This window comes from Caballeronia sp. LjRoot29, assembly GCF_964252755.1.
GTDB lineage: Bacteria > Pseudomonadota > Gammaproteobacteria > Burkholderiales > Burkholderiaceae > Caballeronia.
Map to the genome: position 1 here is coordinate 161594 of NZ_CAXUPU020000004.1, position 21569 is coordinate 183162.

18 protein-coding genes and 1 pseudogene are annotated in these 21569 nt (G+C 60.3%); 4 read left to right on the top strand and 15 right to left on the bottom strand.

Annotation, left to right across the window (positions count from 1 at the left end; translation table 11 throughout):
• Nucleotides 1–25: 25 nt before the first annotated feature.
• Both ACSQ83_RS06525 and ACSQ83_RS06530 read left to right on the top strand, forming a co-directional pair.
• Nucleotides 26–873: pseudogene (locus tag ACSQ83_RS06525) on the top strand (oleate hydratase); the annotation flags it as partial.
• A 30-nt stretch (nucleotides 874–903) separates the two neighbouring features.
• On the top strand, nucleotides 904–1392 hold the full coding sequence (locus ACSQ83_RS06530; RefSeq protein ID WP_436227689.1) for an XdhC family protein: 489 nt from the start codon (nucleotides 904–906) through the stop codon (nucleotides 1390–1392).
• Between the two features lie 34 nt (nucleotides 1393–1426).
• Here ACSQ83_RS06530 and ACSQ83_RS06535 read toward each other — a convergent pair whose 3' ends face one another.
• Nucleotides 1427–1948 carry a hypothetical protein gene (locus ACSQ83_RS06535; protein WP_436227567.1) on the bottom strand — a complete coding sequence of 174 codons (522 nt, stop codon included), beginning with the start codon at nucleotides 1946–1948 and terminating at the stop codon, nucleotides 1427–1429.
• A 509-nt stretch (nucleotides 1949–2457) separates the two neighbouring features.
• Here ACSQ83_RS06535 and ACSQ83_RS06540 point away from each other — a divergent pair.
• Nucleotides 2458–5730, top strand: a complete 3273-nt coding sequence (locus ACSQ83_RS06540; protein WP_436227568.1) for an EAL domain-containing protein — start codon at nucleotides 2458–2460, stop codon at nucleotides 5728–5730.
• Nucleotides 5731–5832: 102 nt separating this feature from the next.
• Here ACSQ83_RS06540 and ACSQ83_RS06545 read toward each other — a convergent pair whose 3' ends face one another.
• The 5 genes from ACSQ83_RS06545 to psrA form a co-directional block, all read right to left on the bottom strand.
• Entirely contained in the window at nucleotides 5833–6519 is a 687-nt protein-coding gene (locus ACSQ83_RS06545) for an MgtC/SapB family protein (RefSeq protein WP_436227569.1), read from the bottom strand.
• An 18-nt stretch (nucleotides 6520–6537) separates the two neighbouring features.
• On the bottom strand, nucleotides 6538–7989 hold the full coding sequence (gene phnY / locus ACSQ83_RS06550; protein ID WP_436227570.1) for a phosphonoacetaldehyde dehydrogenase: 1452 nt from the start codon (nucleotides 7987–7989) through the stop codon (nucleotides 6538–6540).
• Nucleotides 7986–9281: a phosphonoacetate hydrolase gene (gene phnA, locus ACSQ83_RS06555; protein WP_436227571.1), complete on the bottom strand. Its 1296-nt coding sequence runs from the start codon at nucleotides 9279–9281 to the stop codon at nucleotides 7986–7988. Before phnA ends, phnY begins: the two co-directional genes overlap by 4 nt.
• 48 nt (nucleotides 9282–9329) lie before the next feature.
• A complete protein-coding gene (locus ACSQ83_RS06560) occupies nucleotides 9330–10634 on the bottom strand; it encodes an MFS transporter (RefSeq protein ID WP_436227572.1) in 1305 nt (434 codons plus the stop codon).
• Between the two features lie 181 nt (nucleotides 10635–10815).
• Entirely contained in the window at nucleotides 10816–11922 is a 1107-nt protein-coding gene (psrA, locus tag ACSQ83_RS06565; RefSeq protein ID WP_414950666.1) for an iron-containing alcohol dehydrogenase PsrA, read from the bottom strand.
• Between psrA and ACSQ83_RS06570 the strand changes: the two genes are divergently transcribed.
• Nucleotides 11887–12918: a LysR substrate-binding domain-containing protein gene (locus ACSQ83_RS06570; RefSeq protein WP_436227573.1), complete on the top strand. Its 1032-nt coding sequence runs from the start codon at nucleotides 11887–11889 to the stop codon at nucleotides 12916–12918. The two genes, psrA and ACSQ83_RS06570, sit on opposite strands and share 36 nt — an antisense overlap.
• Nucleotides 12919–12962: 44 nt before the next feature.
• Here the strand turns inward: ACSQ83_RS06570 and ACSQ83_RS06575 are convergent, their stop codons facing one another.
• The 9 genes from ACSQ83_RS06575 to ACSQ83_RS06615 form a co-directional block, all read right to left on the bottom strand.
• Nucleotides 12963–13733: an enoyl-CoA hydratase/isomerase family protein gene (locus ACSQ83_RS06575; RefSeq protein WP_436227574.1), complete on the bottom strand. Its 771-nt coding sequence runs from the start codon at nucleotides 13731–13733 to the stop codon at nucleotides 12963–12965.
• 150 nt (nucleotides 13734–13883) lie between these two features.
• Nucleotides 13884–14390 carry a heme-degrading domain-containing protein gene (locus tag ACSQ83_RS06580; RefSeq protein WP_436227575.1) on the bottom strand — a complete coding sequence of 169 codons (507 nt, stop codon included), beginning with the start codon at nucleotides 14388–14390 and terminating at the stop codon, nucleotides 13884–13886.
• 180 nt (nucleotides 14391–14570) lie between these two features.
• Nucleotides 14571–15017 carry a MaoC family dehydratase gene (locus ACSQ83_RS06585; protein ID WP_414950661.1) on the bottom strand — a complete coding sequence of 149 codons (447 nt, stop codon included), beginning with the start codon at nucleotides 15015–15017 and terminating at the stop codon, nucleotides 14571–14573.
• 142 nt (nucleotides 15018–15159) lie between these two features.
• Complete coding sequence (locus tag ACSQ83_RS06590; protein WP_414966653.1) at nucleotides 15160–15672, bottom strand: VOC family protein; 513 nt, start codon at nucleotides 15670–15672, stop codon at nucleotides 15160–15162.
• 90 nt (nucleotides 15673–15762) lie between these two features.
• Nucleotides 15763–16704, bottom strand: coding sequence for a substrate-binding domain-containing protein (locus tag ACSQ83_RS06595; protein WP_436227576.1), 942 nt, complete (start codon nucleotides 16702–16704; stop codon nucleotides 15763–15765).
• Between the two features lie 23 nt (nucleotides 16705–16727).
• Nucleotides 16728–17720: an ABC transporter permease gene (locus tag ACSQ83_RS06600; RefSeq protein ID WP_414950658.1), complete on the bottom strand. Its 993-nt coding sequence runs from the start codon at nucleotides 17718–17720 to the stop codon at nucleotides 16728–16730.
• Between the two features lie 2 nt (nucleotides 17721–17722).
• Nucleotides 17723–19201 carry a sugar ABC transporter ATP-binding protein gene (locus tag ACSQ83_RS06605; protein WP_436227577.1) on the bottom strand — a complete coding sequence of 493 codons (1479 nt, stop codon included), beginning with the start codon at nucleotides 19199–19201 and terminating at the stop codon, nucleotides 17723–17725.
• Nucleotides 19202–19241: 40 nt separating this feature from the next.
• Nucleotides 19242–20264, bottom strand: a complete 1023-nt coding sequence (locus tag ACSQ83_RS06610; RefSeq protein WP_414950656.1) for a zinc-dependent alcohol dehydrogenase — start codon at nucleotides 20262–20264, stop codon at nucleotides 19242–19244.
• Nucleotides 20265–20388: 124 nt separating this feature from the next.
• Nucleotides 20389–21411, bottom strand: coding sequence for an aldo/keto reductase (locus tag ACSQ83_RS06615; protein WP_436227578.1), 1023 nt, complete (start codon nucleotides 21409–21411; stop codon nucleotides 20389–20391).
• Between the last annotated feature and the right edge of the window lie 158 nt (nucleotides 21412–21569).

Below are 21569 nucleotides of genomic sequence, written 5' to 3' on the forward strand. Positions count from 1 at the left end.
ACACAATCTCAACGAGGGTGATTCCATGCAACGTGCGTACACGGGCGGCACGGCCAAGCCGTTCTTCTCCGAAGACAGCAAGTTCTATCTGGTGGGAGGCGGCATTGCATCGCTGGCCGCGGCCGCGTTCCTGATCCGCGATGCCGATGTTCCGGGCCGCAATATCACGATCCTCGAAGCGCTTGGCGTGGCAGGCGGAAGTCTGGACGCAGCGGGCTCGGCGCAAGATGGTTATGTACTGCGGGGCGGCCGCATGCTCGAGAGCAAGTACGTATGTACGTTTGACCTGTTTTCATCGATCCCTACGCTCGATGAAAGCAAGACGGTCACGCAGGAAATCCTGGACTGGAATGAAACGATGAAGACTTCGTCGAAGTCTCGTCTGGTACGCGACGGCCACCGGATCAACAAACCGAGTTCGGGCTCGCTGAACGAGACATCCTCACGCTCGAACGCCTCGCGATCGAACCGGAGCACTTGCTCGGCCGCAGCCGTATAGCGGACCACTTCTCCCCTGCCTTCTTCAAGACCCACTTCTGGCTGATGTGGTGCACGACCTTCGCATTCCAGCCGTGGCATAGCGCGGTTGAATTCAAGCGCTACCTGTTGCGCTTCGTGCACATGGTGTCGGGGTTCAACCCGTTGCACGGGATCATGCGCACGGTCTACAACCAATACGACTCGATGGTCCGGCCGCTGAGCAAATGGCTCGACGACCGTGGTGTCCAGTTCCAGTTCGGCACGCGTGTGAGTGATCTGGTGCTCAACGAAGCCAATGGCGAAACGCGCGTGGAGGGAATCGTCTGCGAGCGCGAGGGGCGTAGCGTTTCGATCCCCGTCGGGCCGCGCGATGCGGTGATCGTCACGCTGGGTTCAATGACCGAAGGCTCGACGCTCGGCGGTATGGATCGCGCCGCCGTGCTGAACAGTAAGGTTGTCGTGATCGATCCACGCGAAGAGTTTGGCGCATCGTTCGAGGTACCTGGCATCACGCTGTCGCGCGGCATGCCCGACGATGTCATCGCCGAACTGCAAATTGATGTTCATACCGCGATTGTCGGGCTGACCCATGATCCGAAGCTCGATGACATGGCCTTGATGGAAGCGTTGAAATCACCTGCTTTCTATGTGGGCGCGCTGGGCAGCCGCATCAACACCGAAAAACGCAAGGAACGTCTGCTGGAATTCGATCTGACACGTGCTCAGGTCGACCGGTTGCAGGGACCGACGGGCCTCTTCATCGGCTCGCGCACGCCGGCGGAGATGGCGATCTCCATTCTCGCGGAGATAACCGCCGCCAAATATCAGGTGCCGGTCTTGCAGCGCCGATCGATTCCAGAGCCGCAATTAATAGAGCGCGCGCGTTGCATCGACTCGCTTTCAACTGCATAGCAGAGGCTACGATCGCGGCGTGCGGCAGACTCGATCACTCGGCGTTGAACGCCGATGACGGACTTGTCACCAGATAGGTTAGCCCGTGCAACTCGCCTGCAACACGCTGGCGCAACTCACATGTCGCGGGCGGATGCGTCATCAGCGCCCAATAAGCGCCAGCCGTATCGCCGCTTCGGTGCACCGCACTCCACAGTTGACGCAGCTCATGTTCATTGCGCGCCGTTTCGAAGCGCCAGATTTCCGTCTTGTAACGATTGTCCAATACCTCCTGCAGGGCGTCGGCACCCGGGCCGCCTTCGGCGGCGATCTGTAGCGCGGCATGATGCACCTCGAAGTCGCTCGCCTCACGGAAGTCGAACGCCGAAAAGCGCACAACGATGTCGCGTAGATCGGCGTTGGCAAGACAGGTGCCGATCACCGAACAGTGCATATATGAATCGAGGTCGGCCAGCCGCGCGCGCTGGCCGTCGCTGCCGGGCACGTGCTCAGATGCATCCTGTTCCATGTACTCCGCAGTGAGCGGCTGGGCACGAACAAATGGTTGAACACGCATAGGACTTCTCGCTTCAGATGACCGAGGTGAACCGGAGCATGACACCGTAATATATATCCGGATATAGCGATTTGTACAGACTCCGTAATAGCGCCACGTGGCCCGGGCGATCTTGCTTATCCTTGGTTCAGACGCGGGATTTTCGCGGCGCTGTTGGCGCAGCAAGACTACACAAGTTCGGATGGCGTTGACCGAGGCCCCTCAATCCCGAGAGGGAAATCCGTGGAATGACCGCTCGCTGGCTCAGGTGGCTGTGGTGTGGTCATCCCGTTCTCGAACAACGCTACGCCAATCCGAAATGGGTATGTTCGCACCGTAATGTCGCGTTTCCGGCACCGTGTTGGGGAGTTTTAAGCAGAGGCTAAAGAAGTTCTTAAACTGGTCGATAGCGTGATTGGGGGCCGACTTCAAACCTGACCTGGGTCCGAGGTTCCCGCACGGAGAAACGCAGTGAAACGTCTCGTTTACGGCGCCCGGTGCGAACGCTTCGCAGTCGAGCGGCAGCACCCATGAAACGCAACCTGTTATTCCGGTTCCTCGCGCGCCTTCGCGTCGGCCGCAAGCTGTTGCTGATCTATCTGCTCGACCTGAGCGCGGTGCTGTACATCAGCGGCATCCTGATCCACGAGAAGTACATCGCGATTGACTTCTCCGACAAGGAGCTGATCGGCAATGCCTACGTCGCGGCTGCGCATGACGCACTCATCGACTTTGCACTTGCGGGGGCCGGACAGCATCAGACGACCGATCGATTGCAACGGACGGCGAGCCAGCTGACCGACGCGGAGCGCCGCTATGGCGCGAACATGCAGAGCGCCGAACTCAATGCCCGCGTGCTCGCCTCGCTTGCGGCCAGTGCGATGCCGCAAGCCAGCGCCGCGACAGTGGACGGTGGCCTTGAAGCGACACGCGAACTGGTGACGCGGGTCGGCAACCAGTCGAACCTGATTCTAGACCCGGACCTCGACAGCTACTATTCGATGTCGCTGTCGATCCTGCGCTATCCAGAGCTGCTTGGCGACATCAACCGAATCGGCCGGCACCTGCACGATGCCGGCGCGAGCCGTCGCGCCAAGCCGATGAGCCGTGACGAGATGCGCACCCGCTACCTCGTGCTCGAAGGGCAGCTCGACGCAGTATTGCAGGGGCTGCGTTCCGACTATGCCGAAGCGTCGGCCGCGAACGCCCTGCTCGCAGGTACGATTGGGCCGCCGGTCGAGCGCATGCTCGCCGCGATCGACGCGTATCGCCGTGTGGCCGGCGCCGCTGTCGATGCCGGCTCGGCTGTGGACACGCTTGCCGCGCTCGATGGCGCGCAACAGCGCGTGGTGGCGAGCGTGAGCGACGCGTGGAGTGTGACCGGCAATCAGCTCGAAAGACTGCTGCGTGAGCGCGTGCGCGGCCTCTTTGAGCGGATGTGGCTGCATCTCGGCACAGCGCTATTTCTGCTGTGCGCGATCCTGAGCATGGTGTACTTCGTCGCACAGCAGATCTCGCGGCCACTGCGCCAGCTCGCGCGCGTGATGGACACGGTGCGGCGCACGGGCGACCATTCGCTGCGTGCCAGTTGGCATAGCCAGGACGAGATCGGCCAGCTCGTGCGTGGCTTCAACGACATGCTCGCGCAGCTCGACCGCGAGCGCGACGTGCAGAAGGAACTCGCGGCGACAGCGCGCGCGTCGGCCGCGCAGCATGCGCTCGTCGAGGCGACCCCCGTGCCGATGGTCGTCACGGCGATCCCCGGGCACGAGGTGCTGCACGTGAACAAGCCCGCACTTTACTGGCTGAATGGCTGCACGGTCGACCCGTGGGCCTTCGGTCTCGACTCCGAGGTTCGCGCGCGTTTCTTCCAGCAACTCTCCGATCGCGAGGCAGTCGACGAATTCGAGGTGCACTGGAAAGCCGCCAACGAACCCACCTGGGCCATGTTGTCAGCGCGGCGCTTCAACTTCCAGGGACGTGACGCCGTGTTGACCGCATTCACGCCGATCAACCAGATCAAGCTGATGGAGCAACGCCTCGAGCTGTGGGGCAAGGTATTCGAGGCGTCATCCGAGGCGATCCTGATTCTCGATGCACAGCGACGGCTCGTGACTGCCAACGCGTCGTTCTATCGTGCGACGGGGTATCGTGCCGACGACGTGGCGGGCCGGGAACCCGCTTTTCTCTTCGGCGCGCAGGAGCATGACGACATTTTCCCGACCGTTATCGATTCCGTCGATCGCTTGAGCGCATGGCATGGCGAAGCGCACGTGCGGCGGCGCGCGGGCAGCGACTATCCGGCGTGGCTGATGCTGAGCGCGGTACGCGATCGACGCGCAAACGTGTCTCACTACATCTGTACGCTGATCGACATCACGGACCGCAAGAAGAGCGAGGCGCGCATCCAGTTCCTTGCCGAGCACGACGTGCTGACGGAGTTGCCGAACCGCGAGCTGTTCGTGAAGCGCCTTGCCATCGCGCTCGGCAACGCGCGCCGCACGGAACAGCGCATCGCGGTGCTGTTCATCGATCTCGACCGCTTCAAGAACGTCAACGATTCGCTGGGCCATCACATCGGCGACAACCTCCTGCGCTCAGTCTCGCGGCGCCTGTTGCAGGCCGTGCGCAGCAAAGACACGGTTAGCCGCCTCGGAGGCGACGAATTCACCGTGATCCTGAACGGCGTCAGCAACGCGGCTGATGTCATGCGCACGATCGATGAGCGTTTGCTGCCGCTGGTGCGCCAGCCGCACGAACTCGGCGGCCACACGCTACAGGTGTCGTGCAGCGTCGGCGTGGCACTTTTCCCCGACGACGGCGAGGACATCGAGACGCTGATGCAGAATGCCGATGCAGCGATGTACCAAGCGAAGGGGGCGGGACGCAATCTTGTCAAGTTCTTCACGCCCGACATGGCCGAACGCGCCCGCTACCGGTTGACACTCGAAGCGTGCCTGCGCACCGCCATCGCGACGCACGAGTTCCGGCTCGAGTACCAGCCGTGCGTCGATGCGCACACGGGCGCACTGGTAGCCGTCGAAGGGTTGCTGCGCTGGAACAGCCCGCAGATCGGCAAGGTGTCGCCCGCGCAGTTCATTCCGGTCGCGGAAGATACGCGGCTCATCATTCCGATCGGCGCGTGGGTGATAGAAGAAGCATGCCGGCAGGTCGCCGCGTGGGATGCGGAGGGACTGATGCCGGTGCGCGTCTCGATCAACGTGTCAGCGATCCAGCTGAGCGGGCCGGACCTGATCGGGACGCTCGCTGACAGTCTCGCGCGGCATCGCGTCGACCCGTGGCGTCTCGAACTCGAGATCACCGAGACCGTCCTGATAGATAACGCGGAGAACTATCTGGCCACGATCAACGCGATCCGCGCGCTCGGGGTCAAGCTATCGCTCGACGATTTCGGCACCGGTTACTCAAGCCTCAGCTATCTGAACCGCTTTCCGCTTGACCGGCTCAAGATCGATCGTGCGTTCGTGCTCGACATGCTCGACGCCCCCGCGGATCTCGCCATCATCCGGGCGATCATCGAGCTTGGCCACGAACTGGGCCTGAGCGTGGTCGCCGAGGGTGTCGAGAGCGAGCATCAGGCCCGCATCTTACGTACGATCGGTTGCGACGAGCTGCAAGGCTTCCTGTTCTCGAAGGCATTGTCGCCCGCCGATTTGTGGTCCTGGACCCACGCGCGAGGCGGCGTGAACGGCTCGCCCCGCATCGCGGCAGCCGTACCGGCTCGCGAGGATCGCGGTTACGATCCGTTGATAGCGGTTGGAGAGTCGATGAACGATACGTAACGGAATCTTTGATACGGCGGCCACGCCCTGCTATATCGCGGTCGAAGATGACGCTAAATAGAGATGTCGTGTTTGGGCAAGATAGGATGAGTAATTTCCCCGTCAGTGCACTTCGATTTCCTCGACCTCACGCACGCCGATCAAATCGCAAAGCATGTCGCGATAAGCAGCAAACTCGACGGTCGACATGCGCGACAACGAAATCGTGATCAGTTCCTGCTGTTCGTTGTCGCCGTCCTCGCTTACGCGGATCTGTCTGATACGAGGCCCGTCGTCACCGAATACACGGCACAACACCGGCAGCGTGATCGCCCCCCGATCCACTTGAAGGCGCAGCTCCCGGCGCAGCTTGCCTTTGGTGCGCAACTGGCGCGCCATCGGTTTGACCCACGTGAGCGTCGTCAGGATGATCACTGTTGCCGCCAGCGCCAACACATAGAGCCCGCCACCCGCCGCGAGCCCGATCCCTGCGACGGCCCAGACACTTGCCGCCGTCGTCAGCCCGCGCACCACCTCGCCGCGCAGCAGAATCGCGCCAGCGCCGAGAAATCCGATTCCCGACACAACCTGCGCCGCTACGCGTGATGGATCGAGGGCGACGTTTGGCATCGAGCGGGTGTCTTCGAAACCGAACGCCGAAACGATCATCACGAGAGACGAGGCCACGCACACCAGCATATGCGTGCGCAGACCGGCCGGAAACGCAAACCGCTCTCGCTCGAAGCCGATGACGCCGCCCAGCACCGCAGCAAAAAGCAGCCTTGCAATCAGTTCGATATTCCCCGGCATATCGCGTTCTCCCCCGTGTCAGCCCCATGGCAAGGTAAAGGTCTTCACGTTCGTGAAGCTCTTCATCGCTTCCTGGACACCCTCCTTATGGCCCAGCCCCGAATCCTTTATGCCGCCGAACGGCGTCAACTCGATCCGGTAGCCGGGCACTTCCCAGACGTTCACCGTTCCCACGTTGAGTTCATTCGCGAAACGCGTGACATTGTCGAGGCTGTCCGTGCAGACGCCCGACGACAAGCCATAGGCTGTGCCGTTGGCTATCCGGATGGCATCGTCGAGATCGTTGAATGCAATGATCGGCGAGACCGGGCCGAACGTTTCTTGCGCGACCAGTTCCATCGACGGTGTGACGCGGTCCAGCACGGTCGGCGGAAAGAGCGCACCCCGACGCTCATTGCCGGTCAGCAGGCGCGCGCCTTGTGCAATCGCGTCATTGACCCGTGCTTCGAACAGCGACGCAGCTGCTTCGTCGATGACCGTACCCATGTCGGAGTCGGCGTCTCCCGGGTCACCGCACTTCCAGGCCCTGGTCTTCTCGACCACCAGTTCGGTGAAGCGATCAGCCACCGTCCGCTGCACCAGAATTCGCTTGATGGCCGTGCAGCGTTGCCCGGAATTCTTGTACGAACCGAGCACCGCAAGCTCAGAAGCACGTTCAAGATCAGCATCGTCCATCACGATCAGCGGATCATTGCCGCCGAGCTCGAGCACCACGCGCCGATAGCCGGCCCGCGCGGCGATGTATTTACCGATAGCGACGCCTCCCGTAAAGGTCACGAGCGCGACATTCTGGTTCGTGATCAGCTCGTCGGCAATCTCGCCCGGGTCGCCGGTCACCACCTGGAGCATCGGCGGCGGCAGCCCTGCTTCGTACAACAGATCCGCCAGATAGTAAGCAGACAGCGGAACCTTTTCCGACGGCTTCAGCACGATACGGTTGTTGGTGGCGATCGCCGGCGCGATCTTGTGCGCCACCTGGTTCATCGGGTGATTGAACGGCGTGATCGCCGTAATGACCCCGAGGAGCGGCTCGCGCTGTGTAATGACGCGGCGCTTCTTCCCGTGAGGCGTCAGGTCGCACGAGAATACCTGGCCGTCGTCACGCAACGCCTCGCTCGCGGAGAAGTTGAACACATCTGCCACGCGTCCGATCTCGTAGCGAGAGTCCTTCAGGCACAGCCCCGATTCCAGCGTGATGAGCGCCGCCGCCTCTTCGGTCCGGGTGCGCAGCAGTTCTGCGGCGCGATTGAGAATAGACGCGCGCTCAAAGCGCGACAGTGTCGGCTTGTATCGAAGGGCCGCCTCGTACGCCATGCGTACATCATCGACTGAAGCCTTCGCTACGGTGCCTACCACGTCCCCGGTGTACGGGTTGATCACCTCGATCACGCGGTCTCGCGTCAACCTGTTGCCGTCGATCCGCAGAGCCTCCTCGCGGAACTGCGGCGGTTTGAGATCGATAGAGTTCATGCGTGCTGCTCCGGAAGATATGCAACGGCAGGTTGTTCCTGAAGTTCGTTCAACGCGATATGGAATACATCGAAATTGCGCAAGGTCCGGCCTTCGACGGTTCGCGCGAGCGGACGGTTGAACAGCAACGGCACGGTCTGCTCCGACAATCCGCCGTGTGAACGCAACGGCACCGTCAGTCCGGAAAGGTCGTGCGCCGCAGCGCTGCTGCCGAGCACGAACGACTTGTCGCTGATGACGACCAGATCCCCTACCCGATCAGGCGGCAATTCGAAGCGCATGCAAGCTTCACGGCGGGTCAGCACCGCCTCGATGTGCGGAAGTCGTGCGAGCCGTTCACGTAGCGCGACGCCGTCGTTACCGGCCGGCAGATACACCGTCGCGTACGAGCCTAGCGCCCCGTGGTGGCGTACATACGGGTCCGTGATCGGCAGGATCACGCGAACGCCACCGTCATTGACGCCACATTCCAGCCAGTCGTCGAGCAGATCCTGCAGATAGATGATGTTCGGCTCGCCCGTCTTCGGATCGTGCTTGGCGTTCATGCCGTGATCCGCAGTGACGCCGAGCACCGCGCCCAGTTCGTGCAGACGCGACAGATACCGGTCCATCATTGCGTAAAACGCGTTCGCGCCATCGGTACCCGGGGCAAACTTGTGCTGGACGTAGTCGGTTGTCGACAGATACATCAGATCCGCGCGATCGTTTTCGAGCAGCCACACGCCGGTCGCGAAGACGAATTCGGAGAGGTCCGCGCTGTACACCTCGGGCAACGGCATGCCGACGCGCTCCAGCACCCGGTCGATACCGTTCGCCTCGACGGTGGCCTCGTCCGCTTTTTCCGCGGACAGGCAGATTCCGCGCAGACCATGGCCAAGCAATGCGCGCAGCTTGTCCTTCGCCGTGACCACGGCTACCCGCGAGCCGGCTTCGGCCGCGGCTGCCAGGAGGGTGCCGGCCCGCAGATAACGCGGGTCGTTCATGAGCACCTCGCGGCCGCGGCCCTCATCCGCGTCGCGGTCGTAGAAGTAGTTCCCGCAGATGCCGTGCACGGCTGGCGGAGCGCCGCATACGATCGACAGGTTGTTCGGGTTGGTGAACGACGGCATCACGCATTGCGCGTGCAGCGCCGTACCGTTTTCGAGCAGCTTGCTCAGGAACGGCGTGACGCCCGCTGCGGCCGCACGATACAGATAGTCATACTCACAACCGTCAATGCACACGATAACCGTCGGCTGGCGCGGCAAGTCATAGCTTCGGCCATTGACCGCAATGCTGGAGAGTGGATTCATGTCGAAGGTCCTTTACGGTCTTTTATAGTCATTTAGGAAAGCGAATGATTAGAACGTGCGCCGGATGAAGTACGTGCAGACAGCGCTGAGCAGCCCCACACAGGCGATGTACAGCGCAATCCACCATGGCTGCAGGTTGCCGTAGTGCAGAAGCGCCATGGCGACGAGCGGCGTGATCGAACTGGAGACAATGCCCGACACCTGGTACACGATGGAGATGCCGCTATAGCGAACCCGCGTATCGAACAATTCGCAGAACATCGCGGCCTCCGGTCCGTAGACAAACGGATAGATCACTCCGAGTACGATCACGATCGTGGCGGTCACGGCGATGAGACTGCTCGTGTAGTGAAAAACCGCGAAAGCCGGCCACGCGCTCAGGCCACAGACCACTGCGCCCCAGCCGAACACCTTGCGGCGGCCGATCCGGTCGGACAGGCGCGAAGCGACCGGAATCATGAACATCAGCACCAATGCGGCAAGCGTCACGGCGACGAGCACCGCCGACTTCGCGTAATGCTGGATGCCAACGAGGTAGCTCAGCGCGAACACGGCGTAAGTATTGAAAATCACGCCATCGATATAACGTGCGCCCCAACCCAGGAACACGTTCTTGCGGTAGTCGGTAAATACCTCTCGCGCCGGCACCTTCGCAACCGCGTGAGTGTCGCGAATCTTCGCAAACGCGGGTGTTTCGACAATGCGCAACCGGATGAACATGCCCACGCCAACGAGGAGGATGCTGGCCATGAAAGCGGCCCGCCAGCCCCATTGCAGGAAGGCCTCGGGAGTCAGCCAGGTCGTGAGTACCGCCACCGCGCCGCTGCTCAGGCACAGGCCAATTGCAAGCCCGATCTGCGGATACGATGCATAGAGGCCGCGATGTTCGCGAGGCGCATACTCAAAAGCCATCAACACGGCGCCGCCCCACTCGCCTCCCAGACCAATGCCCTGCAGCAGCCGCAACAACAGCAGGCAAGCAGGAGCCCAGATGCCGATCGAGGCGTAGGTTGGCAGGACGCCGATCAGGAACGTGGACACGCCCATGATGGAAAGCGTAAGCACCAGCAAAGGCTTGCGTCCGAACCGGTCGCCGAAATGGCCGAAGATCACACCGCCAAGCGGACGGGTGACGAAACCGACCGCGTAGACCGTATAAGCCAGCATGGTGGAAACGAATGCGTTCCCGGTTGGGAAGAACAGCTTGTCGAATACGAGTCCGGTAATCGTGCCGTAGAGGAAGAAGTCATACCACTCGACGGTCGTGCCGATCAGACTGGCTAGGGCAACTGACTTCACAGACCGGACACTGACGGCAGCCGGCATGTCTCCTGCGATTTCCACTGCTTCCATGGCTTGTCTCCTGATAGTTGCCGGGCCCGTGACGCCACTTGACGTCCGCTGCCTCGGCACTTGCCTTTAATGCGGCTTTTTCTTGTGTTGCAAGATGCACCGGTGCGAACCCGGCCTGTGCTTTTCTCCTCGATTTTTATACGCTGATGCTGATTCCAGCCACTGTCCTGCAGCCGCCCCGTCAAACACCCGTGGCGATGAAGTTGCGTCCCCGCGGCCCGCTCAACGCGTGAGCGATCATCCTGTCCGACTCCTCGGCAGTCACGCCATAACTCGAAAACGACGTGCGTACGCCGAGCGATTCAAGAAACCCGGTCAGGTAAGCGGCTGCATCGGCTAGCCGGCATGGGAAGATTTTCGCAAGCACTGCGTCGCGCCCGGCGTTCTTGCCTAGCGCGAGATCCAGCACCATCGGCAGCGTGAACGAACACGCGATTCCATGAGGCAGACCGTGGTGGATTGTCATCTCATACGAAATGGAATGAGCAAGCGCAGTCTTCGTGTTCGAGAATGCGAGCCCGGCTTTAAGCGCTGCTAACGAGGCCCGCTCGCGCAGTGTCCGGTCCTGCAGATTCGCGGCGAGTGCCGGCAGCGTGGCCAGCATGTCGCGCGCGGCCGACACGGCGAATTCGTCGGAGATGGGGTTCGCATTGACATTCCAGATCGCTTCGAGCGCGTGCGACAGCGCGTCGAGACCGCTTTGCACCGTGACCGAAAGCGGCAGCGAAAGCGTGAGTTCCGGATCGACGATCGCGGCCTCCGGCCACGTTTGCGGGAGCTGCAACGAATACTTGCGCTGCTTGATCGTACGGTCCCAGATCGTTGCCCACGGCGTCACTTCGCTACCGGTGCCCGAGGTGGTCGGAACCGTTATCAGCGACTTCACGCGCGGTGGCGTGAACGGCTTCCCTGTGTCGAGTAATGCCAGCAACTCCGCGAAATCGCCGCTTTCGGTGCCCACCATCAGGGTTTTCGCGGTGTCGAGCACGCTGCCGCCTCCGATCGCGACGATGACCGAGCAATGCTCATGACTCTGCCAGTCATATCTCTGCCAAAAATCGCGATACAGCCCGGCGAGATGAGTGACGTCCGGGTTCGGCTGTACATCGTCGATCACCGCGACCACGCTATCGCCGCACAACGCACGCACGCGCTGCACGAGACCGATTTGCGCCGCTTCCGGGAACGTCACGATGACGGCGCGGCGATCTCCGAGAACCTGAGGCAAGCGCTCGATACAACCGAGGCCGAAATGGACCTCTACTGGATTCAAAAAAACACCGTTCATAGTCCCCTCTCTTTTCGTGGTGCATCTGATACGGATGAATTATGGGAAACATCGATGTATAGTAAAAATACAAATATTTTTGTCGATGTATTCAACGAATCTATGCGACTCACTCAATTGCGCTCGTTCTACGCCGTCGGCAAGCACGGCAGCGTGACAGCCGCCGCGCGTGCACTGCACGTCAGCCAGCCGACTGTCACAACGCAGGTGCGGGATCTGGAGGAAAGCTACGGGGTGGAACTGTTCCATCGCAGCGGCCGGCGGATCATCCTGACCGCTGCAGGGGAAACCCTGTTTGCAATCGCCCAGCGGATGTTCGGTAACGAACAGGAGGCCATCGACTTCCTGAAGGAATCGGCGGGCCTGAGTACTGGAATCATCCGGGTGGGCGCAGTCGGTCCGCTACACGCCATGGAAATCATCGCGGCGTTTCATCTTCGCTACCCGGGATTGCATGTATCCATCCGGCTCGGTAACTCAGAGGAAACCGTGCGCGGCCTGCTGTCCTATGAAACGGATGTTGCGGTCCTGGCGCAGTACGGTACCGATACCCGGCTTCACTACGTGCCCTACCGGCAGCATCCGCTGGTTATCATCGTTCCGGCTACGCATCGGCTGGCGCGCCGCCGACGCGTTACCCTGGAAGAACTCCGCAACGAGCAGATGATCATGCGAGAGCCAGGTTCAACGACCCGCAAGGCGCTCGAAGACGCGTTCAGGCAGCACGGCATCAAGCCAAACTTCGAGCTCGAAGTAGGAAGCCGCGAGGCCGTGCGCGAAGCGGTTATTCTTGGACTTGGAATAGCGGCGGTATCTGAGCGCGAGCATGTCGACGACTCGCGTCTGCGCAAGCTTTCGATCGACGGCGAGAGGGTCTTGACTCACGCGCATGTGGCCTGCCTCGCCGAGCGGAAGGCTGCACGACTCGTGCAAGCGTTCCTCGACGTAGTCAACCGGATATTGATCGAAAAAGACGCAGGAGCTGCGGCCGGCTGAGCGGAGACTGGGTCGGCGGATAACCGTTCCACAACGAACAGCGTTCAGCCGAACTCAGCATCCCGCTTTTCTCGAAAGGCTCTCACACCTTCCAGGGCGTCGGGCGTGGCTTTACATACAGACGCGGCGAATTCATGCGCAAGCTCGGCCTGCCCTGATTCGACAATGCGCAATAGCCGCTTGCCGACGGAAAGAGACGCACTGGACCGACGTTGAAGCAGAGCGCAGATTTCGGCCACACGCGCATCAAGCTGCTCTCGCGGCAATGCCTCAGTGACCATCCCCCACACAGCGGCTCGCGCGGCCGTAATCGGCTCACCGAGCAATACGAGCTCTCGCGAACGGCCGGCGCCGACCAGGTCGGAAAGTCGCTGGCATCCCATCCAGCCTGGAATCGCACCGACGGACGCTTCTGGAAATCCGAGCATCGCACTGGTGGACGCGTATCTAAAGTCACACGACAGCGCGAGCTCCAATCCACCGCCAAGCGCACTGCCGGAAAGCACCGAGATAGTCGGGATGTCGAGCTCCGCAATACGCCGGAAGACGCGGTTCCCGGCCCGGATGAAACGGCTCCCCATTCCTTCGGGGTCGATATCCCCCCACTCTTCGATATCGGCGCCGCTGCAAAAAAAGCGCGGACTGGTCGAGCGAAATACTGCCACGCGTACGTCTCTCGCATTCTCGATCTTGGCGAGCGCAAGATCGACATCTGCGAGCATCGCCATCGTCAGAGCGTTGTGCCGTGCCCCGCGGTCAAGCGTGATTGTCGCGACGTGACGGTCAATGCTCAAGAGGATGTTGGAACTGGACATGAGAACGAGCCTTCGGGCCGACGAGTCATAGGGAGATTTTGCCGCGGCGCTAAAACATGCTCGCTAAATCCGACTGTTGCAGCCCTCACCGGGATTGACCACAGCGGCGTCCGCAAGATGAAAGCCGCTCAAAAATCCGAGCGGACGTTGTTATTCGCTGTCCTCATGCGGAAGCCCGAGTTTTGCGTAATCCTGGCCAAGCAATGCGCATAACGCCTCGACGATCAGCTCGTGATCATCGCGCTGCGCCAAACCGGAGACCGTGATCGAACCAATGACTCCGGCGCCTTGCACAGTCAGAGGAAAACCGCCGCCGTGTGAGGCGTAGTCAGCGTTGGACAAGCCAAACTTGTCGGCGAGCGTCGAATTGGACTCTGTCAGACGCAGGCCAACCGCGTATGAGCTGCATCGAAACTGCGCGACGCTGTTACTTTTTCGGCGTACCCAGTCTGCATTGTCAGGAGTCGCGCCGGCGAGAGCACTATAGAAAATAGAATGACCGAAAGTGCGCACGTCGATCGCAATCGGGAGTCCTCGATCTATTGCGAGTTCGTGCAAGTGCGCTCCAACTTCCCAACCGGAATCGGCGTCAAAGCGCGGAACGACGAGCAGCTTTTCCTGTTGTGCGATCTGCTGAAGGTCTCGGGTGATGTCCATATCGATTTAGACGGCGCGCGTCCATCCTCATGTGAAAAGTTAATGGGAAAGCACCGAGGATATCGGGCTTGATCCGCCTGAAGAACACGGGCCGCATAGAGGCCAACAACTGATGCGGCTTGCAATATCGTGCGGGCCATACCGTTGCATAGGAATAGAAGCCGTGGCGCCATATGGCGATCAGTCGATCAGCGGGACGAACTTAAGGATATGTTCGGCGACGCAAACCAGTTCACCGGCTTGATTGACCACCTCCAGCTTGGACACGGCACGTCGCCTCTCCAGATCGACGCTCTGCACGCGATACGTATAAGTCAGCGTGTCACCGATAAGCGCAGCCTTGAGAAAGCGAACCCGGTCATATCCAAGTGAGACGGGCGTCTCGCCTGCGTCGCGCAGTCCCGATAGCCGCTCCACTACCTCTGTCGAGCAATGCGACATCCACGCGACGAGCAGGGCCCCGTGCGCGATACGCGTTTTGTAGGGCGATCTGGACATGATCTCCATGCTCATGTGAGCCGGAGAGAAGTCGCCGCTCAGTCGCGCAAAGTCGTCGATGGCACCCGCCGTGACCTCTTTCGTCAAAACGACTTCGTCACCTACTTCCAGATAAAAAATACTGCCCAAGGAATTGCTCCGATAGAGGCCGATTGATGTTTTTAGAACGCAGCAACAGCCTCGTGTGCCGCGGAATAATTTCCTCCGGCGTCAACTCGATATATCAACCGAAAATTCGACGAAGTCCGCCCCTTCCTTGAGGATCGAATTGTTAGGCGGCTTGCGGCGCCCAAAGGGTTGGGCCTCCCGCCTCTTCATATCCCAGTGGGCCGCTTCGGCTCACCACCTCGAGGAACTGCCCCCACGGAGCGCGCAGGTAAACCCACGTAAGCCCTTTCATCGGTCCGGACTCGACGTACGTCGGCCCCTCCAGCACGTCCACACCTATCTCTCTCAAGTTGTCCGCAGCAGCCACGGCATCGTCGACCTGGAAGGCCATGTGAAATCCGCCCACTTCGCTATTGCGCTTGAGCGCGGATTGCTGCGTCTCACCGGAGTATTCAAAAAGCTCGAGGTTTGCGCCGCTTCCACAGCGCAGCACCTTGATGTTTTCGATGCGGCAATGCTCGGGAACACCCAGGCGCCGAGCCATATACGCGTTATCCGCAACGACCGGGCCCGTTTCCAGGATAGTGACTGCCCCAAAAGCCTTCTCAAAGAAACGGACCGCCTCGTCCAGGTTGGGGACCGTAAAGCCTACGTGCTCCATGCCATATGATTTCATCTCGCATTTCCGTTTGCCGACACCAGTTTGAAGGTCGATCAATTCGACGTCCCTGCTACAAAAGCAGCGCGTAAGTCCCAGGGTCCGAAACTAAAACGCTGGCTTGACCGTGTCGACGTTCTCCTTCGTCACGCGCACCGTCGGCAAAACAATTTTGGGCGGTACCTTTTCGCCTTTCAGAATTTTGAGCGCAACGGCCATGCCTTCAGTGCCGGCCGGCGGATACAGCCATGTCGCCGATTCATCTCCCGCCCGGATTGCGTCGAACTCCTCTTTCTGCCCGTCGAGCCCGGTTACCTTGATCTCCTTGGACCGCCCGCTCTCCTTGATCGCCTGGATCGCGCCAAGCGCCATCTCACCGTTCGCGGCGAACACCATGTCGATCGTGCCTTGCGGATGCGCCTGAAGGATGTTTTGCATGACCTCATACGCTTTGGGCCTGCGGTAATCGCCAGGCTGCGACGCAACGATCTTGATGTCGGGATATTTCTTCACGACGGACAAAAAGCCGCCGACCCGATTAAGTGATGTCTCGTCCCCGGGAATGCCTTCAATAACCACGACATTACCTTTGGGCTTGCCGTACTTCTGAGTCAGGCTGTCGACAAAGAATTGCCCGGCGTCGGCACCCAGCCCGCGGTTATCTCCCGAGACCATGGTGATTGCGCCAGCATTTTCGATTGGCTTGCCAACGAACATGTACGGAATGCCGCGTTCTTTCAGACTCTGCAACTCCTGACGCAGGCCCTCCGCCTTGCCCGCCTGAACCAGCAGCAGCTTGATCCCCTTCGACTGCATATCCTCAATGCCGGCGATCTGAGTCGCGACATTTCCCTGTCCGTCAGTGGCAAGAAGCCTGACGCCAGCAGTATTAGAAGCTGCTTCGATCTGCTTGCGCTGATTTGCGAGCCAGGGGTGGTCCAGACTCTCCTGCGACAGCCCTATTGTGTCCGGCGCGGCCCACGCCGCACCCATGGCACTGAACGAGAGTGTCGCCGCAGTCAAGGCATGCGCAATGGTTGAGTGTTTCATTTCGTCTCCTGTGTGTCGGGTACCTATCGGCCCCTGGAACGGCTGAGCTGAGCGTGAATCAGGACGGCTATCACGATGATTGCGCCCTTCACGATCAACTGTGTGTAAGCCGGGATGTTAAGAAGGTTGAGCAAGTTGTTGAGCACGCCGATCAGCAGCACACCGATGATCGTCCCGCCAATCCCGCCCGCGCCGCCGGCAAGACTCGTCCCGCCAACGACGACCGCCGCGATTGCGTCGAGTTCGAGGCCTTTGCCGAGATTGGCCTCCCCAATGTTCAATTGCGCCGCCATGACGATGCCGCCGAGTCCGGCGAAGAACCCGGACAAGCAGTACGCGATCACCCGTACCCGATCAACGGCGACACCCGAGAGGCGCGCCGCTTCAACGTTGCCGCCCACTGCGTAGACATGCCGCCCGTAGCGTGTCTTCTTCAGGATCACGACCGAGGCCAGCGCCATCAGGATGAACAGGATGGCTTGCACCGGAATACCGCCGAGCCGGCCGCGGCCAATCCATCCGAGTGAAACAGGCACGCCGATCACCGGTTGGCCATCGGAATAAGCCAGACCGACACCAACGAGCGCCGTCATCATGCCGAGGGTGACAATGAACGGCTGGATGCGTCCTTTGGTCGTGATGAAACCGTTCAGCCAGCCGCAGGCCAGAGCGACAGCAAGTCCGCCGGCAAGCGATGCAACAGGCCCGTACGGTTTAAGGCCCGCAACAGCAAGCGTCGTCAACGCGAGGATCGACCCGACCGACAGGTCGATGCCAGCGGTGAGGATGACGAATGTCATGCCCAGGGCAGTCAGACCAACTACCGACACTTGTCTCACTACGTTTAGCAGATTGTCAGGAGTAAGAAAGAACGGTGACGACAACGATGCTGCGACGCAGAGCAACAGAAAAATTGCCAGGATGCCGTACCGCTGAAACAGTTCGATACGATGGTATGCGTTGTTGGAGAAACGCTCGCTGGAATTAACATTCGGTAGTGATTTGGCCAGGGCCATGATTACCTCGCAATCATTTGTAGAACGGACTCTTCGGTTGATCCGAGCGCCATGGCCTCACCCGTGACCACGCCGTCGCGGACGCCGACAATGCGATCCGCCATACCGATCAATTCCGGCAATTCAGAAGAAATCAGGAGTACTGCTTTACCTGATCGTGCAATTTCATCAATGAGCCGATAAAACTCGGTCTTCGCGCCCACGTCTACGCCGCGTGTTGGCTCATCCAGAATCAGCAGCGAAAAGGAACTCGCCATCCATTTGCCGAAGACCACTTTTTGCTGGTTGCCACCGGAAAGCGTCACGACCGGCACTTCCACGCTCGAGGCCGATACCGCTAGTTGCTTGCAGACTTTTGCGACCCGTTCCCGTTCCCTGCGGCTTTCGACAAAACCTAACCGGCAGATGCTGCGCAACGTGGGCAAGATGGCGTTCTCGCGAATGCTCAAGCCCAGCACGAGTCCTTGCAACTTGCGATCTTCCGGAACAAGCGCAATGCCCGCCGCGATAGCCTGCGACGGAGATTGCGGCCGATGGCTTTGGCCCCGGAACGAGATGCGGCCGGCGGCGATGTTCTCGAGGCCGAAGATTGCTCTGGCAACCTCTGTCCTGCCTGCACCAACGAGTCCGGCAAGACCCACCACTTCCCCCGCACGGACGCTAAAGGTCATGTCCCGCACCCGTTCTTCCAGACGCAGACCCTCGACCTCAAGCACGATCTCGCCGGTCGTTACCGGCCGCTTTTCTGGAAAGCGTGTATCGAGTTCACGACCCACCATGAGCCGGATCAACGACTCCCGGTTAAGTTCTGCGACGGGCCGCGTGCACACGGAGCGCCCGTCCTTCATCACCGTGCAGGTGTCACAGAGGTCGAAGATTTCATCCAGCCGATGCGAAACATAGATGATTGTCACGCCCTCGCTAGAGAGCTTTCTGACCACGTTATAAAGCAATGTCATTTCGTGGTCGGATAGCGTTGCCGATGGTTCGTCCATGATCAGCACACGCGCGGAAACGGCTAACGACTTGGCGATTTCCACAAGCTGCTGCTCGGCGACAGACAAGGTACCGACACGCCGGCGGACATCGATTGGCGCGCCAATACGCTCCAGCAGCGCCTGTGCTTCGTGGCGCATGGACTTGCTCTCAAGCAGTCCGCCTCCGACGCGCTCGCGCCCCAGGAAGATGTTTTCTGCGACGTTCAATCCGGGTATCAGATTGAACTCCTGGTAGATGGTCGATACGCCTGCTGCGGCCGCTTTACCAGGTGACTCCGGCGCATAGGGTTCTCCGTCCAGCAGCAATTCACCTTCATCTGGAGCAATGGCGCTACTCAGGATCTTGATGAGCGTCGATTTGCCTGCCCCGTTCTCACCGACCAGTGCATGGACCGACCCCTTGCTGCACGCGAAGGCAATCTGATCAAGGGCGCGGACACCGGGGTAAGCCTTGCTGATTCCTCTTACTTCAAGTGCATTCATGGCGCCCCTCTTGAGTTGGCAACGCGAGAAGATAGGTCGCTCAGGCGACTTGCAACTGGATCTTCAGCACGCTCTTGTCTTCCGCGAGACGTGCGAATGCGTGTTCGACATCGTCGAGCCGATAGATCGTAGTGAGAAACGGCGCTACGTCGATACGCTTGTAGCCGAGTAGAGTCGCTGCCTCGTGCATGTCGTCGCCCATTCCTGCCACACTTGCCTGCACGCCCTGCTCACGCAGAACGAAATCAAGCGCTGAAATTCGGAACGTGTGGCCCGGCTTGGCCAAACCGAATGCGATCACACGCCCGCCCGGGCGGATCAACGCCAGCGCCCTTTCATAGAGATCAGTCGAACCGACGCTCTCAATCGCGACGTCGACACCGCGGCCATCAGTTGCGGCCCGCACGGCGGTTTCCAGTTGCGCAGCGTCGGCCACGACAAAATCCGCGCCGAGGTCTTTCGCGAGTTGCGCGCGCTGCGCGTTAGGCTCGGCCACGATGATCGGTGCCGCGCCCGAACGCAGCGCCAGTTGCAAATGCATCTGGCCGATCGGCCCTGCACCGATGACGAGCACGCTTTCTCCCAGCCGCAAATGACTCTTGCGAAACGCACGCACGATGCATGAGAGCGGTTCGACCATCGCGCCCTCTTCGATCGACATCGCAGCCGGCAACGGAACGACGGCATAGGCCGGCACCCGCACGTATTCAGCCATGCCGCCGTTCACGTGAATACCGAGTTGAACCATCTGCGGACAATTGAGAATTTCATTCTTGCGGCAGTAAAAGCAGCTGCGGCAACCGAGGTTGATATCGGCCGTTACCGGCTGGCCGACGCGCAGTCCTTGCACATCTGAACCCATCTCCGCGATCGTCCCCGAAAATTCATGGCCCGGAATCAATGGCAGGCGATCAGCAGAGTAGTTGCCGTGATAGATGTGCAGGTCGGTGCCGCAGATACCGCAGCGCTCTACCTTGATCAACACATCGGACGCGCCGCATTCAGGAATCGGCACGTCACGCAACTCGAACTGCTTCGGCGCAACGAGTACAGCAGCTTTCATGACTTTCTCTCTGTCGATAAACGCAAGGACGACATCGCCTCTGCCGCATGGCGAACCGCGGCGGTGAGGCTGGAAGGCGGGTGGCGAGCCGGACAGTTCGTTCCAGCCCGGCCAGGTTCTTCAGTCAGGTCTGCTGAGGAGTCGGGGCGTCCTGGCGGATCAGTTCGCGGCGCTTCAGCTCGGCCCAGAACGCGGGTGGAATGTCAGCCCTGAAGGTTTGGAGGTTGTCTTCCAGCTGCGCGACCGTTCGCACGCCGGGAATGTTGGTCGGGATCGCAGGATGACCCAAAACGAATTGCAGCGCCGCCGCTTTGAGCGGCACCGAGTATTCGTGACAAACCTGCTCCATCTTGCGCACGCGTTCGAGGATCGCTTCAGGCGCAGGTGCATAGTTGTACTTCGCACCTGCCACCGCACCCGTTGCCAGAATGCCGCTGTTATAACCGCCCCCGAGAATCACCGAGACTTGCCGCTCCTCGCACAGGGGCAGGAAACCGTCCAGCGCATCCTGTTCGAGCAAGGTGTAGCGGCCCGCCAGCAGCAGGCAGTCGAAATCTTGCCGGCGGATCGCTTCGTGCGCGACTTGCCACTCGTTGACACCAAGACCCACCGCTTTCACGACGCCTTCGTCCCGAAGCTTTAGCAGTGCTTTCGAGGCACCAGCCATGGCAGCCTCGAACATCTCAGGCTGACGCTTGCCATGTGTAAATACGTCGATGTCGTGAATCAGCGCAATGTCGATATGTTCCAGCGCGAGCCGCTGCAGGCTGTCTTCGATCGACCGCATCGTGCCGTCATAGCTGTAGTCGAAAACAGGTTCGAACGGCAACCCGTCAACCCACGGAGCGAAGTTGATCTCGGCGCGCTTGCGCGGCTTCAGAATGCGTCCAACCTTGGTCGACAGTACAAACTCTTCACGCGGATACCAGCGCAGTCCCTGCCCGCAGCGCGCTTCGCTTAGACCGTGGCCGTACATGGGGGCGGTGTCGAAGTAGCGCACGCCTGCGTCCCACGCTGCCTTGAGCAAGGCGGCCGAATCCTCTTCACTGATCGGCCTGAAGATATTGCCGATCGGCGCAGCGCCAAAACCCATCGCAGTGGTTTCGAGCCCTGAGCGCGGCCATTTACGTTTTGCTACTGGATCCATTCCTTGTCTCCTGTGTCGACCAGAGCTGGCGCTTGCCCGGCCTGTGCGAAGTAGTTGTTTCCATGAGTTCAGTTGCCCATCCGATCCAAACTTTAGTAACTCACCAGATGGTTACTTAGAAATGATATTAGGCCGCTGCGAAACATCTATCAAGCGGG

Excerpts from the sequence above, each read along its gene's own strand:
- ACSQ83_RS06530 (WP_436227689.1), top strand. The coding sequence starts at position 904 with ATGGATCGCGCCGCCGTGCTGAACAGTAAGGTTGTCGTGATCGATCCA.
- ACSQ83_RS06535 (WP_436227567.1), bottom strand. The coding sequence starts at position 1,948 with ATGCGTGTTCAACCATTTGTTCGTGCCCAGCCGCTCACTGCGGAGTAC.
- ACSQ83_RS06540 (WP_436227568.1), top strand. The coding sequence starts at position 2,458 with ATGAAACGCAACCTGTTATTCCGGTTCCTCGCGCGCCTTCGCGTCGGC.
- ACSQ83_RS06545 (WP_436227569.1), bottom strand. The coding sequence starts at position 6,519 with ATGCCGGGGAATATCGAACTGATTGCAAGGCTGCTTTTTGCTGCGGTG.
- phnY (WP_436227570.1), bottom strand. The coding sequence starts at position 7,989 with ATGAACTCTATCGATCTCAAACCGCCGCAGTTCCGCGAGGAGGCTCTG.
- phnA (WP_436227571.1), bottom strand. The coding sequence starts at position 9,281 with ATGAATCCACTCTCCAGCATTGCGGTCAATGGCCGAAGCTATGACTTG.
- ACSQ83_RS06560 (WP_436227572.1), bottom strand. The coding sequence starts at position 10,634 with ATGGAAGCAGTGGAAATCGCAGGAGACATGCCGGCTGCCGTCAGTGTC.
- ACSQ83_RS06570 (WP_436227573.1), top strand. The coding sequence starts at position 11,887 with ATGGACCTCTACTGGATTCAAAAAAACACCGTTCATAGTCCCCTCTCT.
- psrA (WP_414950666.1), bottom strand. The coding sequence starts at position 11,922 with ATGAACGGTGTTTTTTTGAATCCAGTAGAGGTCCATTTCGGCCTCGGT.
- ACSQ83_RS06575 (WP_436227574.1), bottom strand. The coding sequence starts at position 13,733 with ATGTCCAGTTCCAACATCCTCTTGAGCATTGACCGTCACGTCGCGACA.
- ACSQ83_RS06580 (WP_436227575.1), bottom strand. The coding sequence starts at position 14,390 with ATGGACATCACCCGAGACCTTCAGCAGATCGCACAACAGGAAAAGCTG.
- ACSQ83_RS06590 (WP_414966653.1), bottom strand. The coding sequence starts at position 15,672 with ATGAAATCATATGGCATGGAGCACGTAGGCTTTACGGTCCCCAACCTG.
- ACSQ83_RS06595 (WP_436227576.1), bottom strand. The coding sequence starts at position 16,704 with ATGAAACACTCAACCATTGCGCATGCCTTGACTGCGGCGACACTCTCG.
- ACSQ83_RS06600 (WP_414950658.1), bottom strand. The coding sequence starts at position 17,720 with ATGGCCCTGGCCAAATCACTACCGAATGTTAATTCCAGCGAGCGTTTC.
- ACSQ83_RS06605 (WP_436227577.1), bottom strand. The coding sequence starts at position 19,201 with ATGAATGCACTTGAAGTAAGAGGAATCAGCAAGGCTTACCCCGGTGTC.
- ACSQ83_RS06610 (WP_414950656.1), bottom strand. The coding sequence starts at position 20,264 with ATGAAAGCTGCTGTACTCGTTGCGCCGAAGCAGTTCGAGTTGCGTGAC.
- ACSQ83_RS06615 (WP_436227578.1), bottom strand. The coding sequence starts at position 21,411 with ATGGATCCAGTAGCAAAACGTAAATGGCCGCGCTCAGGGCTCGAAACC.